The organism is Actinocrinis sp., from assembly GCF_035938995.1.
Classification (GTDB): Bacteria; Actinomycetota; Actinomycetes; order Streptomycetales; family Catenulisporaceae; genus DASZGI01.
The window spans coordinates 1-15312 of the sequence record NZ_DASZGI010000042.1 but is presented as its reverse complement, the minus strand read 5'-3'; the positions used below and the strand labels follow the sequence as shown (position 1 = coordinate 15312).

15 protein-coding genes are annotated in these 15312 nt (G+C 67.8%); 7 read left to right on the top strand and 8 right to left on the bottom strand.

What is annotated here, in order from left to right:
- Positions 1-424 precede the first annotated feature (424 nt).
- Both VGZ32_RS02995 and purE read left to right on the top strand, forming a co-directional pair.
- Positions 425-1606 (top strand): 5-(carboxyamino)imidazole ribonucleotide synthase, encoded by a 1182-nt coding sequence (locus VGZ32_RS02995; RefSeq protein ID WP_326884227.1) that lies wholly within the window; start codon positions 425-427, stop codon positions 1604-1606.
- 107 nt (positions 1607-1713) lie between these two features.
- Complete coding sequence (gene purE / locus VGZ32_RS02990; RefSeq protein WP_349263461.1) at positions 1714-2208, top strand: 5-(carboxyamino)imidazole ribonucleotide mutase; 495 nt, start codon at positions 1714-1716, stop codon at positions 2206-2208.
- Positions 2209-2369: 161 nt separating this feature from the next.
- Here purE and VGZ32_RS02985 read toward each other — a convergent pair whose 3' ends face one another.
- The gene (locus tag VGZ32_RS02985) at positions 2370-3728 is read right to left on the bottom strand and encodes a UDP-glucose/GDP-mannose dehydrogenase family protein (protein ID WP_326884225.1); all 1359 of its coding nucleotides are present in this window, start codon (positions 3726-3728) and stop codon (positions 2370-2372) included.
- Between the two features lie 108 nt (positions 3729-3836).
- Between VGZ32_RS02985 and VGZ32_RS02980 the strand changes: the two genes are divergently transcribed.
- From VGZ32_RS02980 to VGZ32_RS02970, 3 genes are all read left to right on the top strand, one after another.
- Entirely contained in the window at positions 3837-5000 is a 1164-nt protein-coding gene (locus VGZ32_RS02980) for an acyl-CoA dehydrogenase family protein (RefSeq protein WP_326884224.1), read from the top strand.
- Positions 5001-5889: 889 nt separating this feature from the next.
- Positions 5890-6093, top strand: a complete 204-nt coding sequence (locus tag VGZ32_RS02975) for a hypothetical protein (protein ID WP_326884223.1) — start codon at positions 5890-5892, stop codon at positions 6091-6093.
- Complete coding sequence (locus VGZ32_RS02970) at positions 6090-6413, top strand: type II toxin-antitoxin system PemK/MazF family toxin (RefSeq protein WP_326884222.1); 324 nt, start codon at positions 6090-6092, stop codon at positions 6411-6413. Before VGZ32_RS02975 ends, VGZ32_RS02970 begins: the two co-directional genes overlap by 4 nt.
- Positions 6414-6421: 8 nt before the next feature.
- On the opposite strand, the gene VGZ32_RS02965 is transcribed toward VGZ32_RS02970, so the two are convergent.
- Positions 6422-6946 carry a hypothetical protein gene (locus tag VGZ32_RS02965; RefSeq protein ID WP_326884221.1) on the bottom strand — a complete coding sequence of 175 codons (525 nt, stop codon included), beginning with the start codon at positions 6944-6946 and terminating at the stop codon, positions 6422-6424.
- A 68-nt stretch (positions 6947-7014) separates the two neighbouring features.
- Between VGZ32_RS02965 and VGZ32_RS02960 the strand changes: the two genes are divergently transcribed.
- Both VGZ32_RS02960 and VGZ32_RS02955 read left to right on the top strand, forming a co-directional pair.
- A complete protein-coding gene (locus VGZ32_RS02960) occupies positions 7015-7329 on the top strand; it encodes a hypothetical protein (protein WP_326884220.1) in 315 nt (104 codons plus the stop codon).
- Between the two features lie 176 nt (positions 7330-7505).
- Entirely contained in the window at positions 7506-7631 is a 126-nt protein-coding gene (locus VGZ32_RS02955; RefSeq protein WP_326884219.1) for a hypothetical protein, read from the top strand.
- Positions 7632-8520: 889 nt separating this feature from the next.
- On the opposite strand, the gene VGZ32_RS02950 is transcribed toward VGZ32_RS02955, so the two are convergent.
- From VGZ32_RS02950 to VGZ32_RS02925, 6 genes are all read right to left on the bottom strand, one after another.
- Complete coding sequence (locus tag VGZ32_RS02950) at positions 8521-9621, bottom strand: hypothetical protein (protein ID WP_326884218.1); 1101 nt, start codon at positions 9619-9621, stop codon at positions 8521-8523.
- A gap of 8 nt (positions 9622-9629) precedes the next feature.
- The gene (locus VGZ32_RS02945; protein WP_326884217.1) at positions 9630-11894 is read right to left on the bottom strand and encodes a hypothetical protein; all 2265 of its coding nucleotides are present in this window, start codon (positions 11892-11894) and stop codon (positions 9630-9632) included.
- Complete coding sequence (locus VGZ32_RS02940; protein WP_326884216.1) at positions 11891-12640, bottom strand: hypothetical protein; 750 nt, start codon at positions 12638-12640, stop codon at positions 11891-11893. The genes VGZ32_RS02945 and VGZ32_RS02940 overlap by 4 nt, the downstream gene beginning before the upstream one ends.
- Before the next feature lie 21 nt (positions 12641-12661).
- Positions 12662-13159, bottom strand: a complete 498-nt coding sequence (locus tag VGZ32_RS02935; protein ID WP_326884228.1) for a Pycsar system effector family protein — start codon at positions 13157-13159, stop codon at positions 12662-12664.
- Between the two features lie 138 nt (positions 13160-13297).
- A complete protein-coding gene (locus tag VGZ32_RS02930; protein WP_326884215.1) occupies positions 13298-13954 on the bottom strand; it encodes a Crp/Fnr family transcriptional regulator in 657 nt (218 codons plus the stop codon).
- 326 nt (positions 13955-14280) lie between these two features.
- Positions 14281-15312: N,N-dimethylformamidase beta subunit family domain-containing protein (locus VGZ32_RS02925; RefSeq protein ID WP_326884214.1), on the bottom strand; the 1032-nt coding region annotated here is incomplete at its 5' end.

Genomic DNA, 15312 nt, shown 5'->3' with positions numbered 1-15312 from the left:
GGCGTGCACGTACGACACTGTGGGTTACCTACCTGACTTCCGAGGGCACCCTACGAGCGTAGCGAGTCATGGCGAGCGGATCTCCGGCGGCGGAACGTCCGTAGCAGACCTGTGACGGACCATTTGCCGACGGATTGGTGTTGGTCACACCGTGCGAGCTCCATGACAGCACAAACAATCAGTCGTGGCAGCCCGGGTCCCAGGTGTGGCGTGGAACTGGCCGGATCGAGCCAGGTGGCGTGCTCTTATGTGACGAACGTCACGGCGTAGGTCTCCCCCCGATCGCAGTCCCGCTTCCGGCGGTCGCCGTCTCGACCGCCGGTGGGCTGCGCTTTCGTGGCATTTGGCGTGTCGCTGCGCCGTTAGGCTTACCTTTGTGAGCTTGAGCGTTCCGCATTCAACAACTGCATCCGCAGAGACCTCTATGGCCCCATCCGCCTCCGCTGGCTCCGGCATCGACATGCCCGTCGTCGGCGTGATCGGGGCAGGTCAGCTCGCGCGGATGATGCAGCCTGCGGCGATCGGGCTCGGCGCGCGGCTGCGAGTGCTGGCGGCGCGCGCCGACGAATCGGCCGCCCAGGTGATCCCGGACGTGGTGATCGGCCGGCACGACGACCCGGCCGCGGTCCGCGCGTTCGCCCGCGGGTGCGACGTGGTCACGTTCGACCATGAGCACGTCCCGACCGAGATCCTGGACCTCCTGATCGAGGACGGGGTGCCGGTGCGTCCGGGCGCGGGAGCCCTGATCCACGCCCAGGACAAGGCCGTCATGCGAGAGCGGCTGAGCGCGCTCGGCGTGCCGTGCCCGGACTGGCGGCGGGTCGCGGGCTCTGGCGAGGTCGCCGCGTTCGCGGCGGATACCGGCGGCTGGCCGGTGATTCTCAAGGCGACGCGTGGCGGCTACGACGGCAAGGGCGTCTGGCGCGTCGAGGACGCCGAGGAGGCCGCGCGAGTCACGGACGGCGCGGCGGTGCGTGGAGTCGAGCTGATCGCCGAGCGCTTCGTGCCCTTCGAGCGTGAGTTGTCGGCTCAGGTGGCCCGTTCGCCGTACGGCCAGGCGGTGGCTTATCCGGTAGTCGAAACCGTGCAGCGCGACGGCGTGTGCCGCGAGGTGTACGCCCCGGCGCCTGGGTTGTCCGCCGGCCGGGCCGCCGAGGCGCAGCGGATCGCGTTGACGATCGCGAAGGAACTGGACGTCACCGGCATGCTCGCGGTCGAGCTGTTCCAGAGCGCCGACGGCTCGCTGACCGTGAACGAGCTGGCGATGCGGCCGCACAACTCGGGCCACTGGACCATCGACGGCGCGGTGACCAGCCAGTTCGAGAACCACCTGCGCGCGGTGCTGGACCTGCCGCTCGGCGCGCCGACCCCGCACGCCCCGGTCGCGGTCATGGCCAACGTGCTCGGGCTGGACCTGTCCGACGTGTACCGGGCCTATCTGCACTGCATGGCCCGCGACCCCGGCTTGAAGATCCACATGTACGGCAAGGCGGTCAAGGCCGGCCGTAAGATCGGCCACGTCACGGTGCTCGGTACCGACCTCGGCGATTGCGTCGAGCGGGCCCGGCACGCCGCCGCCTACCTGCGGGGAGAGATCGACGAATGACGGGCTTCGCCGCCGACGGCCCCGAATCCGGCAGTGCTGCGCCGACTGACGCAGCGTCGGACAACGCAGCGTCAGCCGGTGCTGAGCGGCCGCTGGTCGGGATCGTCATGGGCTCTGACTCGGACTGGCCGGTGATGCGCGCCGCGGGCGAGGCTCTGGCCGAGTTCGAGATCCCGTTCGAGGTGGATGTCGTCTCCGCGCACCGAATGCCTCAGACGATGATCGAGTACGGTACGCGGGCGGCCTCGCGTGGCCTGAAGGCGATCATCGCCGGGGCGGGCGGCGCTGCGCACCTGCCGGGGATGCTGGCCGCAGTCACCCCGCTGCCGGTCATTGGCGTCCCGGTGCCGCTTAAGCACCTCGACGGTATGGACTCGCTGCTGTCGATCGTCCAGATGCCCGCCGGGGTGCCGGTCGCGACGGTCTCCATCGGCGGCGCGCGGAACGCAGGTCTGCTGGCCGCCCGGATTCTCGCCGCGCACGACCCGGCGATCCTCGCCGCGATGCGCGCCTTCCAGGACGACCTCGAGGCGCAGGCCCGCGCGAAGGGCGCAGTACTGCGGATGCGGCTCGCAGGGTCGGCCGCCGCGGAGAAGGAGTAGTCCGTAGTCCACCGCGCCACATCTCTGCCCGCCTGTGAGCGCCGACCAACGAGCGCGACTCGTTACAGAGCTTAAAAAACGACCGGTCATCGTCACCGTTCAAAACGGCCCGCCGCCCAAACGGTTCAAAACGACCGGTCGTCATAGATCGCCCCGCAGTGCTACGACTTTTCCGGCAGTCCGAAGATCGGGCGGCCGAGTGCGCGGTACGTCCAGCCGGCCTGGTGCCACTTGTCCGCGTCGAGCGCGTTGCGGCCGTCCACGATCCGACGCTGCGTCACCTCCGCGCCGACCGTCTGCGGGTCGAGCTCGCGGAATTCGGCCCACTCGGTCAGGTGCAAGATCACGTGTGCGCCCGCCGCCGCCTCCATCGCCGAGTCCGCGTAGGTCAGCGTCGGGAACAGCTTTGCGGCGTTGTCGTTCGCCTTCGGGTCGTACGCCGTCACCTGGCCGCCCTGGAGCAGGATCGAGGCCGCGACGTTGAGCGCCGGGGAGTCGCGCACGTCATCCGAGTCCGGCTTGAACGCCGCGCCCCACACCGCGATGCGCTTGCCCAGGAACGACCCGTCGCACTGCTCCCGCGCCAGATCCACCATCCGGGTGCGCCGCCGCATGTTGATCTCGTCGACCTCCTTGAGGAATGTCAGCGCCTGGTCCGCGCCCAGCTCGCCGGCCCGGGCCATGAACGCGCGGATGTCCTTCGGCAGGCAGCCGCCGCCGAAGCCGAGGCCTGGTACCAGGAACCGGCCGCCGATCCGGGCGTCGTACGACAGCGCCTCGGCCAGCCGCATCACGTCGCCGCCGGCTGCCTCGCACACCTCAGCCATCGCGTTGATGAACGAGATCTTGGTCGACAGGAAGGCGTTCGCCGCGTTCTTCACCAGCTCCGCCGTCGCGAGGTCGGTCACCACCAGCGGCACGCCCTCCTCCAGCAGAGGGGCGTAGATCGCGCGCAACGCCTCCTCCGCGCGGGCCGAGGCGACCCCGAAGACCAGTCGGTCCGGATGCAGCGTGTCCTTGACCGCGTGGCCCTCGCGTAGGAACTCGGGGTTCCACGCCACCTCGACCCCGTCGCCTGCCGGCGCCTGCTCGGCGAACCGCTCGCTCAGCCGCACCGCGGTGCCGGCCGGGATGGTGGACTTGCCGACGATCAGCGTAGGGACGTCCAGGTGCGGGGCGAGGCCGTCCGCCACCGACTCGACGAAGCGCAGGTCGGCGGCGTACTCGCCCTTCTTTTGCGGCGTGTTCACGCAGATGAAGTGGACCGTCGCGCCGCGCTCGTCCCCGCCGAACGCGGCCACGTCGGCGTAGGAGGAGGTGAACCGCAGCCGACCCGAGGACACGTGCTTCGCTAGAAGCTCGTCGAGTCCCGGTTCGTAGAAGGGAACTGTTCCGGCGGACAGGGCGGCGATCTTGCCCGCGTCGACATCCATGCCCAGGACCTCGTAGCCGAGCTCGGCCATGCACGCCGCGTGGGTGGCGCCGAGGTAGCCGGTGCCGAGGACGGTGACTCTTCTCACGTCGAAAGCCTTTCGTCGCGGGTCCACCGCGAACGATAGCCGTTCGGCTCAACCTGGACGTTAGCCCACCTCTAGCGTGCTTCTTACCAGTGGGTAACAATGTCATGCGTGACCCAGGACCAGGACTTCGACCTCTACACCGTCCGCGAGGAGCACGAGCTGCTTCGCGAGTCGGTGCGTTCCCTCGTCGAGACGAAGATCGCGCCGTACGCGGCGGCGGTCGACGCCGAGTCGCGCTATCCGCAAGAGGCGCACGACGCCCTCCACGCCGCGGACATGCACGCCATCCACATCCCGGAGCAGTACGGCGGCGCCGGGGCGGACGCGCTGGCCACCTGCATCGTCATCGAGGAGGTGGCGCGCGCCTGCATGTCGTCGTCGCTGATTCCCGCGGTGAACAAGCTGGGCACGATGCCGGTCATCCTGTCCGCTTCGGAGGAGCTGAAGCAGAAGTATCTGCGCCCGGTGGCCGAGGGGCGGGCGATGTTCTCCTACGCCCTGTCCGAGCCGGAGGCGGGGTCCGACGCGGGCGGCATGACCACGCGCGCGGTGCCCGACGGCGACGGCTGGCGGCTCAACGGCGTCAAGCGGTGGATCACCAACGCCGGCGTCTCCGAGTACTACACCGTCATGGCGGTGACCGAGCCGGGCATCGGCACCAAGGGCATCTCGGCCTTCGTGGTGGAGATGAGCGACGAGGGCTTCACCTTCGGCGCCAAGGAGAAGAAGCTCGGGATCAAGGGCTCGCCCACCCGGGAGCTCTACTTCGACAACGTGTGGATCCCCGGCGACCGGATCATCGGCGAGCCCGGGACCGGCTTCAAGACCGCCATGCGCACGCTGGACCACACCCGCGTCACCATCGCCGCGCAGGCGGTCGGCGTGGCGCAGGGCGCGCTGGACTACGCGACCGAGTACGTCAAGCAGCGCAAGCAGTTCGGCAAGGCGATCGGCGAGCTGCAGGGCGTGCAGTTCATGCTCGCCGACATGGCGATGAAGCTCACCGCGGCGCGCCAGATGACCTACGCGGCCGCGGCGAAGTCGGAGCGCAACGACCCGGACCTGACCTTCTTCGGCGCCGCGGCCAAGTGCTTCGCCTCCGACGCCGCGATGGAGATCACCACCGACGCGGTCCAGCTCCTCGGCGGCTACGGCTACACGCAGGACTACCCGGTCGAGCGGATGATGCGCGACGCCAAGATCACCCAGATCTACGAGGGCACCAACCAGGTCCAGCGCGTCGTGATGGCGCGTCAGCTGCTCAGGGGCTGATAAAGGGCGTGCGGGGGTCAGTAGCCTGACAAGATCTTCCATGGCTGACTTCGCGCCTGTTGCGTCGAGGTTGCTCGTTGTTTCTCGTCGTGGCTGGCTGCCTTCCGTTGTCTCACACAACAGCGAAACGATGGTGATCGGCGAGCATCGATCCACGCGCTCCGTACTGACGCTTTACTTGCTGATGCGGCGCCGCAACGCGAAGTTCAACGGTATCTGCCTAGATCTTGGAGGTGCCTCTCGGGCGATGGTCATCACACACTCGAAGAAGCTTCTCGCGGAGGTGTTGCTGTCTGTCCCGCCGTTCTTGCGATCTCCGCGACAACTGTGCCTTACACAGGCCCTCTGTGCTCGAGCCAGCAATGATCCCGGCCAGGGGCCTGTCGTCCCGGAATCGCCGTCTCGGACGTGGGCGCGTTCTCGGACCGTCCTGCCGAAGAACCCGGGTCCACCGGGTGTGCCGGCTGTGCTGAAGCGAGTGCACGCACAAGACTCACAGCTGAGGAAGACACCGACAACGTTGGGGCGGTCAGCCTATGGTTGCGGAGAACGGGCTGCCAGGCACTGGACAGTCATCCCGGTTTGTCCACTGCCTCAAGACTGAACCGATGCAACTCCGTCGACCGCCGACGGGACGAGCCTTCTTAGCGCCTGGGACCGCTGACCGAACCAAGCTAGGGGCGGTCCGAGTCGGAGGAGTGGCCTTGGTTCATGCCGTATCGATCGCCGTTCGCGAAGCGACGGTGGTCGGGGTCGAAGCCTCGTCCCGCCGCATGGTGTGACACGTCCGGATGTCGCCATGAGTCGCTCGGCGCCGTTCGTCATCAGGCCGTGAGTAGCGTCTGACATTTGCTAGACATCTGTTTGACGGATGGGTATCGTATGAGCCATGGGAACTTCGCAGGTGGCGTTCCGGCCCACGGAAGAGGATCGGCGGATCATCGAGTCGGCCAAGCGCCCGGATGAGGGCGTGACCGATGTGATCCGGCGTGCTCTGCGGTTGCTGGAGCGTGAGGACTGGTTGCGGCAGGCGCGGGCGGATGCCGAGCGTCTGGCGGATGAGGATCTGTCCGGTGAAGAGGACGCCTGGTGATCCGCGGGGCGGTCTACAAGGTTAACCTCGGCGACGAGAAGCGCGGGCACGAGCAGCGCGGCAGACGTTACGGCCTGGTGGTCAGCCCGAGTTCCATGGCGTGGAGCGTAGCAACCGTCGTGCCGACTTCGCGCAGCGCTCAAGAGGCGGTGTTCCGGCCGACGCTGGAGCTCATGGGTGTTCCGACCCGGTTCTTGGTGGACCAGGTCCGGTCGATCGACACCCGCTATATCGAGGGTGATCCGGTGGCGTATCTGGAGCGTGACGAGATGGCCGAAGTCGAGCACGCCATCACCCGCTATCTCGGGCTGGCCCCTTAGAAGTCATCTCACGAATCTGTATCACTCGGATCAGTGCGATCCTGGCGACCAGGCCCTGGCTGGTCAGAGCAGGTTCTCGTTGGTGTTTTCAGTCTCGAGGGATTCCACGGTCTCCAGGGTGTTGCTGAATCCTGGTGGCTTACCCCGGGCACCATGGCTTCAAGTCCGTAATCGAGGTCTTCGATAGTGTAGGCGCTCGCTTCCAGTTCGGTGCGGGCATCCTGCGGAAGATCGTTGTCGGCGACGATCAGTTGGATGCGGCCTGAGCCGGCCAGGCTGATCAGGCGTTTGTAGATGCGCAGGCTGAGAGCGGCATCGTCGTAGGTCTGGCCGATGGCTTTGCGGGGTGAGTCGATGATCAGGAAGGCGGGAAGCAGGACATTCGCGTCGTCAAGGCTGACGTCGATGAGGCTGAGGCTGTAGGCGATGTGCAGGGCGGTGAGAATTCCTCCGCCCGAGGCTTGGATTTGATCGAACTTGACGCCGTTGCTGTAGGGTAGGTAGTCCGCTTGGCGGATCTCCGCCTGCGGCACACCGGAATGCCGATGATCTGGATCTCGCGGCGGAAGGCTACGCTTGCGGCGTCCACGCGGTCGTTCGCGTGCGCGAGTTCTTGCCTGATTCGCTTGATTTGCTGTCTGCACTCTTTGCGGGCCGTTTCGGTCCTGCTCAGGTTGGTGCGCAGCTGTTCAAGGTTCTGCCACAGCTCGCGGGCCTCGCCGAGCCGTTCGAGCCGTGCTGTGAGCTGGGCGCGGCGTTCGGTGAGTTGTTCGGCCTTGGCCAGGTGTGGGGCGACGCTCCGGCGTGTCATCTCGTCGAGTTGCCGTTGGAGACGCTCCAGGTGCGTCTGGGCGAGTTGGGTGAGCGAGATCTGCTGGGTAGTGTGGTCTCGTCCTGGTCGAGTAAGGCGCGGTAGTCGTCGAGCCTCTTTTGCAGCCGTGCTGTTTCCGCTTCGGCCTGCTCGGCTGTGGCGGGTGGATCGGGCTGCAGGCACAGGGTGCAGTGTCCCGGCGGGATGTCACGGTCCCGCAAGTCTTGAGCGCATCTCGGGCATGAGACGAACTCGAAAGTCTGCAGGGTGAGCTGGGCGCTATGAGCCTCGATGTGGCGGGCCAAGTCGAGTTCCAGTTGGGCGACGATGCTACGCCGCGATCGGACAGTGGCATTGAGGTGCTGGGTGTGCGTGACGAGATCACGCTGTTCGTCCACGGCGCGTGAGATTTCCCTGCTTACCGCTTCGTCCACCTGTGTGCTGACGCTCACGTCACGGTGCAGAGTGTCCAGCGCAGCGACGGTTTCCGAGAAGTCGGTGCGTGCGCTGCGTTGGGCTTCGCGGATCTGATCGAAATGTGATCGCCACGGTTTCGGCGTTGCGGGCACGCCTGTTGGCGACGATGCGTTCGCGCGGGATATCCAACCAGTCCTGCAGACGATCGGAGATGGTGTGCGCCTCTCGGAGCGTCGGCCGTGCGCGGGTGGGCAGCCGTTCCTCCACCGAGCCCAGGCTGCCAGCGCATAGATCCGCGCGCCATAAATTACTATATTGATGTTCTATTTGGTATTGAAGGTACTCGACGATGCAACTGCCCCTTCGTCCCTGAGCGCGCCCAGATCCCGCAAGGGGGCACGGGACCGGTGTCCATCCGCTGGAATCCCACCGCCTCGCATCACCCGACTTATTTTGGTGCACCGCAACGGCGGCCCGTCGTCAGTCACGGTGAGTGATCATGTGGCGTGGCCGTCCCGGATGGAACACCACCGTTGGTGAGTGCTGACCACCAGCTATCCGAACGGAGAACTTGAGTGCGTCGGAAGGCCGAGGAGATCACCAGGCGGACCGAGTGAAGCAGTAAGCAGCGATGAGAATCCTGTTGCGTCTCTGCTGCGTCGGAGAACCGAAAGCAGCCAACAACGATCAACAAGGTCCAATAGTGATTTGCCTGGCCAGCGCGGCTTCCAGGGGTAAGGTCCCTGGTCACCGCGTTGTGTCAGATACACCACCCAGATCTACGAGGGCACCAACCAGGTGCAGCGGGTCGTCATGGCCCGCCAGCTGCTGCGCGGCTGATCAGCGGCTGCGACCGCGGCGCCGAGGCGCTCAGTCCGCTCAGGTGTCGCGTGTCGCACCGTCGCTTGTCGTCGTCGTGGAGTCGGGCGCGGGGCCGGATTCGAGCTCCGGGATCGGCGTCTTGCGGACGCGCTTGCGCGGCTGACCGGCGGCGTCCGCGGGCTGCGCGTCGAGCTGGGGCGTCAACACGGCATTGGTGGACTGGCGCAGCCAGTCGAGCGCGGCCTTCGCCTGGTCGTTGACCTGCCAGCGCTCGATCGCCCCCGCTTCGAGCAGCTTGTTGACGAAGTCGATGGTCATCCGCTGGCCGGCCAGTTCCTGCTCGCGCACCATCTGCGCCACCGCGGACAGCTCCTCCGGGTTCTGCGCGACCTGGAGCACGGCCCGCTCGATGTCGCCCGACATGAAGGCGTCGCGGTAGAACCCCATGCGGTTGGCGAGCACCTGGTTCTTGTTCTGCTCCTGCAGCATCCGCAGTTCCTGCTTGAGCCGCTCGGCCTCGATCTGGTGCCTCAGGTCGCGTACTTCGTCGGACTGCGCGAGCCTGGACCGGTCGGGCTGCACGGAGGCGATCGTCCTGGTCCACACCCCGTACTCGCGGCCGACGTGGCCGCTGGACGCGGTTTTGGCCAGGGCGTCGCCGAGCTGCGCGAGGTTGTTGAAGTCCAACGCCTCGCCGACCAGGCGCTCGTTGATGGCGCGTTCGGCGGCGGCGGACTGCTCGACGCCGAACTCCCGTGCGATCCGCCGCATCTCCTCGATGACGGCCGGCTGGACCGCGGGGCGGATGTCGCTCAGCTGGCTGCGCACGACCAGCGAAGGGTCCAGGACCCGCCATTCGACGACCGCAGAGGCCTTGAACGAGAAGGTGTCGCCCGCTCCCGGCAGCTCCGCGTCGAACCTCAGGTGGTGGATTCCAAGGTCGATGTCGTACACGGTCTTGATCTGGCCCCGGAACAGGCTGCTGGTTCGCGTGTGCTGCCACACCACGGAATGGGCCCGGTCGTGCGGCCACACGATGCGGTGCTCGCCCTTAGTCGTCACGAGCACGTGCGCGAGGTGCGCGGTGACTGGCTCGGCCTTTTTCCCCATGTAGGGGCGCACTGCGACGATCGGGCTGAACTCATTAATGCTGTTCACGTCTCGCCTTACCTTCCGGCCGGTGCGATCTGATTGAGGTGGGTCTGGCTCTGCTGGACTGCGGCGCGCACTGCGTAAGCGGTCTCCAGAGGGATCGGCTCGTCCGGATCCGCCGCCAGCATGTCGACCAGGTCGAGCAGCCTGGCCTCGTCGTCCTCGTCGTCGATCAGTCCGCGCAGGAACCAGCCGAGCGGGACGAGCAGTTCGGGCGAGGACGCGGCGGAACGGATCCAGTCGCCGATCTCGTCCCGCATCGTGTCGGCGGCCAGCGTCGAGGAGAGGGCCTGCCAGACGCACTCGATCAGCTGCGGACCCAGGCTCGCGGAATACTGCGCGATGGCCACGATGAGCGGCCAGCCGGCGCGCTTCGGGTCGGCGAGGGCCGCCCTCGCGTCGATCCCCAGCGGCAGGTCGTCGATGCTCGGCACCTGGCGGACGCGCAGGTCGCCGAGGCGCAGCACGGTGAGTAGGCCCAGGATGTGCTCGTCGGTGCGGGTGTCGCCGATCCACGCGTCTACGGCGGTCAGCACTTCTTCGAACCGGCCGCGGGTGAACAGCTCGGAGACGGAATCGCTCGCGATGCCGGCGAGCAACCCGTCCTTGGCGACCCCGATCCGCCGCAGCAGCCGGAGCACGGCGGAGGTGTCGGCCGCGCCGTCGCCGTAGCCGAACGCCGCGGCGGCGGTCCACATGTGCGTGGCGTCCCCGCCCCGGGCCCAGCCCCGCAGCAGGGTGCTCACGGCCGCGCGCGTGTTCTGGTTGTGCGCCGCCTGTTCCAGAGCCACCGCGGCGACGAGCCTCTGCTTGGGGTTGTCCGAGCCGGCCCAGGATTCAATCGCCTCGTGGTAGGAGTAGGCGAAGTCCCAGCTGGTGACGAGGCCGATGGCGAGCGCGGCGCGCATCCAGACGTCCGGGCGGCGGTCCTGGCTCAGCTCCTGGAGCCACTGCAGGATCGGGCCGCGCAGATTCGGCCGGCTGTTCCACACCACGTTCAGCAGCTGTATCGGGAGGCGCTCGTCCCGATAGCTCAGGAGCCGGGCCGGTACGGGGGCGTCGCCGACCGTGACCGAGCCGTCTTGAATGCAGGCCCCTGATCCGGCGAGCCAGCCCTCGTCAAGGCTGGTGAACACGGCCCGGCCCGGGGTGAGCCGGGGATTGGCGGTGGTGTGCAGATCCCAGGCGAGTCTTTCGCCGGCCTCGGCGACCATGTCGGCCGGGGAGCCGTCGAGCACGGCCAGGGCGAGCCGGAAGGCGAAGTCGCCGACGGCGGTTCGATGCCTGTGCAAGTCGATACCGTGGGGCAGAGCCGCGAGCCATTCCCCGATACGCCCCTTGATGAGTTCGACCCCTAGTGTGAGCGCCCTCGCGCGGTCGACCTCGCCGAGGGCGATGCGCACGACGAGCCCGCCGAGCCACGCCTCGTCGGCCGGGCCGGGGTCGGCTCCGAGCAGCGCCCACAGGTCCGGATCCCGGCTGAGTGCGCTGAGATTCTTCCGGTTCGACGGTTCGGCGAACGCCGGCTCCGCCAACGCAGCCTCGACCCGGCACTCGAAGACGGCCCGGCGTGGCGGAGCGATGTGGTCGTGGAGGTAGACACCCAGCGAGGGGCCGCTGTCGCCGGCCGGGAGGATGACAACGCAGTACGCCTTCTGCTCCGCGAGACGGGTGGCGAGCCGGTCGAGCGCGGCCTCGTCCGCAGGCGCGTCCGCCGGCCCGAGTTCGGCGAGGTAGCCGTGCCCTTCGTCGATCTGGGCACAGGTCGACTCGTCGATCCCCGACTCGACGGCGAGGCGCCGCACCTTGCCCGGAGTGAACTCGGCGAGCAGTTTCAACGCGGTCGTCGACCGTCCGCTGCGCCGCACGCCCCGAACCACGGCGAGTCGCCGCTCGGTCAGCGTACTGCGAAGCTTCGCGTCCTCGGGCGCGGCCGCGTACCAGGAGACGACCTGCGCGATCAGGTCGGCGCGCACCGGTCCGGAGGTTCGGGCCGCCGCCGCGACCGCCGCCGTGTAGATGTTGAAGTTGCCCTGAACGGTCGTGTTCCCGAGCGGGCCGACGTTGTGGACCGGGCCCGCTGCCGACACGCTGCGCTGGAAACTCTGGTAGGCGCGGCTGGCGGCGATCTCGTCCGGCGTGCTCCGGGCGTCCTGGTACGGATCGGTGCGGGCGGCGCTGATCCTGGATTCCGTCGTGTTCTCGGTGCTTTCGCCCGCGGAGGCCTCTTGCGCGTTGGGCGCCGCGCCGGCTGCGGGGGACTCCTGCTCTTCGCTCACTGGGCCCTCCCGTGTGTGCCGTTGAGGTTGAAGTCTCCGTGCACGGTCGTGTTCCCGAGCGGGCCGACGTTGTGGACCGGGCCGTGGAAGGTGAATCCGCCGCTCGGGTCGGCGGCTTGGGCTTGGCCGGGCGACGGTTGTTCGGCCTCCTGCGCGTCGGGCAGCGTGGGAACCCGCTTCCACCCGGGCAGATGGAGCCAGGCCGACGTGTCTGTCTCCTTCACCTGGACGCGGATGGGCGCGAAGCTCGCCGGGTCGAGCGCGGGCGCGTTCTGGCGCACGACATGGCGGTAGATGCTGTCGGACACGACGACGGCCAGTGCGGCGGACGGTGCCGCTGCCAGCACGCGCTTCGCCTCCGGCGCGTTCACCAGCCGGGCGCCGAAGGCCAGGTCGTCTCCCGAAAAGCCTTCGAGACTCGGGTGTATCTCTCCCGCGTGGATGGACAAGCGGACCTGGAAGCGCTCCGCCGAGCGCTCGTAAGCGCGCTGCAGGCGGGTGTGGAACACGCCGAGCCAGCCGCTGACGACGCGGACTTTGGCGATCCGCGCGTCGAACAGGATCAGTTCCCCGTCGCCGGTGTCCTGGAAGCTCGCCGCGTCCGCGGGGATCGCCGCCGCCCCCACCGCCGCGTCGCGGCACTCGCGCAGCAGGGCGCGGGCGGCGAGCTTGGCCGGATTCGCGAGCTTGTTCGAGTCCTGTATGTCGTAGTACAGGATGAGGTGGTGCATGGCTTCGTCGGTCATGGAAATCTCCCCCTCGGTGGACTAGGACACGAGCGCCGCACACGCGCCGCAGAGCGCTGCGAAGGCGATCAGCGACATTCCGATGCGGATCATGCGGTACTTCGCGACCGCGATCCGGCCCAGGACGTGGCTCTGGACCAGCAGCCAGAGCTCGGCGTCGTCGTTTGTGCGGTCGACGAGGGCGCGAAGCCGCTCGAGATCGAACTTGGCCGGCAGGTCGCAGAAGGACGCCAGCTGGTCACCGTCCGCGGTGCGCGTGTGCCGGAGGCGCGGCAGGATCGCCGCGGCCAGGGCCGCGACACCTGCCCCCCACGTAAGCACACTGACGCTGAAAAGCACCTGCGGCAACGCGGCCGCCGACGGTCCGTGCGCGGACGCGGCGCTCCGAACGGCGCTCGGAAGGATCGCGAGGGCCACGGCGGCGAGCGTGGCCGCTTTGGTGTCCGCGCGGTCGATCGCGCGCTCCGCCTGTTCGACGAGGTAACGCGGAACCGCGGGAAGCGCCGGGGACTTCGACATCGACACGCTGGATCTCCTCGGTCCGGGGATCTCCTGGCTGCGGCGGTAAGCCGGGACGGCGGCCGATCCCCCCACTTGTTCCGCCGCCGTCCCACGCCCCATGCTGTCGCCGGGCCGCGCCTGCCGCTGTAGCGCTTTTCACAGTTCCGCGATCGCGGTGAGAGCGGTTGTGTCGAGGACCCGGACCGAGCGCTCCGAGGTGCTCAGCACACCGCGGTCCCGCAGGGCCGCCAACGCTTTCGCGACGGATTCGCGCGTGGCGCCGATCGCGGTGGCGAGCTCCTGTTGGGAGAGCCGCCCGGTGACCGCGTCCTTCGCCTCTTCATCGAGACTGAGCAGCAGCCGGGCAAGCCTCTGCAGGACCGGCAGCGTCCCGAGATCCTGCCTGTGGCTGCTGATCGCCCGAAGCCGGAGCGCCATGCCCCGGAGCACCGCGACGCTGGCCGCGGGGTGGTCCTTGAGAAAGCCGTGGAAGCGAGCGCCGGACAGCAGACACGCCTCAACCGGTGTCAGTGTGCTGACCGTGGCACTGCGCGGCCGTCCGTCGAGCGCCGCGAGCTCGCCGACCAAGTCCTCGGGTCCGCAGAAGCCGAGGATGAGGGAACGGCCGTTGGCGGCGTCGGCCCGGACGACCACCCAGCCCGCGGTTATAGCCAGTACGAAATCCTCGTGTACCCCCTGTTGCATGAGTTGCCGGCCGCGTTCGTAACGGCGCGGGCTTCCCGCCGCCAGGAGTGCGGCGCGATCTTGGGTTCTCAGAGCGGAAAGCAGCGGCTCTTCCGCGAATATGCCCACGTCCAACCCCCAGGCCGAGCCGGTTTCCCACCGGTGTCGAGCGCAGGCGAGATTTCCCGGGTTCGGCCGTGTTCAATTCAGGACCGTCTTCAATTCAAGGCTGTGTTCAACTCGCGACCGTGCATGATCAGGAATTGAGTAAGCGCGCCACATCGCTCCTCAACGGGCGCTACGTGGCGAAACGCAGGGCCCGAAGGGAATCTGACACCTCATCATAAGCGTGTGGCGGTGTATTCGTGGGCGCATTCCGAAAACTCGCGGCGCGCTCATTCGGCTGCGTCCCCGGTAATCGTGATCTCGGATTCCGGTGACCTGATGCTCTGTGATCAGCCGTAGATGGTGTGGACGTTGTCTTGGGGCGGGGGCTGGGTCTTGCCGGCCGGGCCTGCCGCGAAGGCCTTGAACAGGTTGGTGGTGACCGCGTTGACGAAGGCGCCGGTGCGCGCGTCCATGCTGTTGTCGTCGCCGCCGTCGGGGGTTCCGGCGAGCAGGCCCTCGACCCAGCGCATGGTGCCGCTGGCGAAGACGCCCGCGCCGCTGGGGGCCGTGTAGTAGGCCGAGTCGGCGTGGCTTGATGTTCCGTTGCAGACCAGCGGCGAGTGGGCGATGATCTCGATCGGGCGCGGGGTGGGCGCGGACGGGGTGACCCGGTCGTACTCCACACCGATCAGGTGGGCGAAGCTGTCGCCCTGTTTGACACCGGTCCCGGCGAAGAGCCAGTGGTCTGCGTTGTGCACCACGTACGGCGCGTCGGTGGGGTAGCCCTCGTAGTAGACGCCTGTCATCGACGATTCAGGGTTCGGTGACGGGTCGGCGCGGAAGTCGGTGCTGACGGCCGTGGGGTCGTGCGGGTACATCGGGTCGGCTTTGTAGTCGGTCTTGTAGCAGATCACGTCGCGGTTCGGGCCGAGCGCGGTCTCCTGGTACCGGATGCGGCGGAAACAGGTGTTCGCGCCGAGGAACGCGACGTTCGTGCCCGCGTCGCGCGCCTTTGTCACGGAGGCGCGCTGCTCGGGGGTCCAGTACTCGTCGTGTCCGAGGGAGATGACCGCGGTCGCACCGGCGAGGATCGAGGGGTCTTCGTGGACGTTGACGCCCGTTGTGTACGCCACGGGGAGGTCCAGTTTCTCGGCGAGGACGACGGCGGCGCGTTCGTAGACCATGAACTTCTCGGCGCCGTTGTCGTCGTAGGGGCGGTCGAAGGTGGTGATCAGTGAGCGGGTGTCGTAGGCACCGTTCGGCCCCTGATACAGGCTGTAGCCGCCCCACAGGTTGTACGCCTGCCAGGTGCCCGCGGCGTGCATGAACAGCATCTTGCCCTGGGCACTGGCCGAGCGGACGATCACCGGGACGTAGCG

Bases quoted from the DNA above. Each gene is read 5' to 3' on its own strand.
- VGZ32_RS02995 (WP_326884227.1), top strand. From the start codon at position 425: ATGGCCCCATCCGCCTCCGCTGGCTCCGGCATCGACATGCCCGTCGTC.
- VGZ32_RS02935 (WP_326884228.1), bottom strand. From the start codon at position 13,159: ATGTCGAAGTCCCCGGCGCTTCCCGCGGTTCCGCGTTACCTCGTCGAA.
- VGZ32_RS02955 (WP_326884219.1), top strand. From the start codon at position 7,506: ATGAGCCTCGATGTGGCGGGCCAAGTCGAGTTCCAGTTGGGCGACGAT.
- purE (WP_349263461.1), top strand. From the start codon at position 1,714: ATGGGCTCTGACTCGGACTGGCCGGTGATGCGCGCCGCGGGCGAGGCT.
- VGZ32_RS02975 (WP_326884223.1), top strand. From the start codon at position 5,890: ATGGGAACTTCGCAGGTGGCGTTCCGGCCCACGGAAGAGGATCGGCGG.
- VGZ32_RS02940 (WP_326884216.1), bottom strand. From the start codon at position 12,640: ATGACCGACGAAGCCATGCACCACCTCATCCTGTACTACGACATACAG.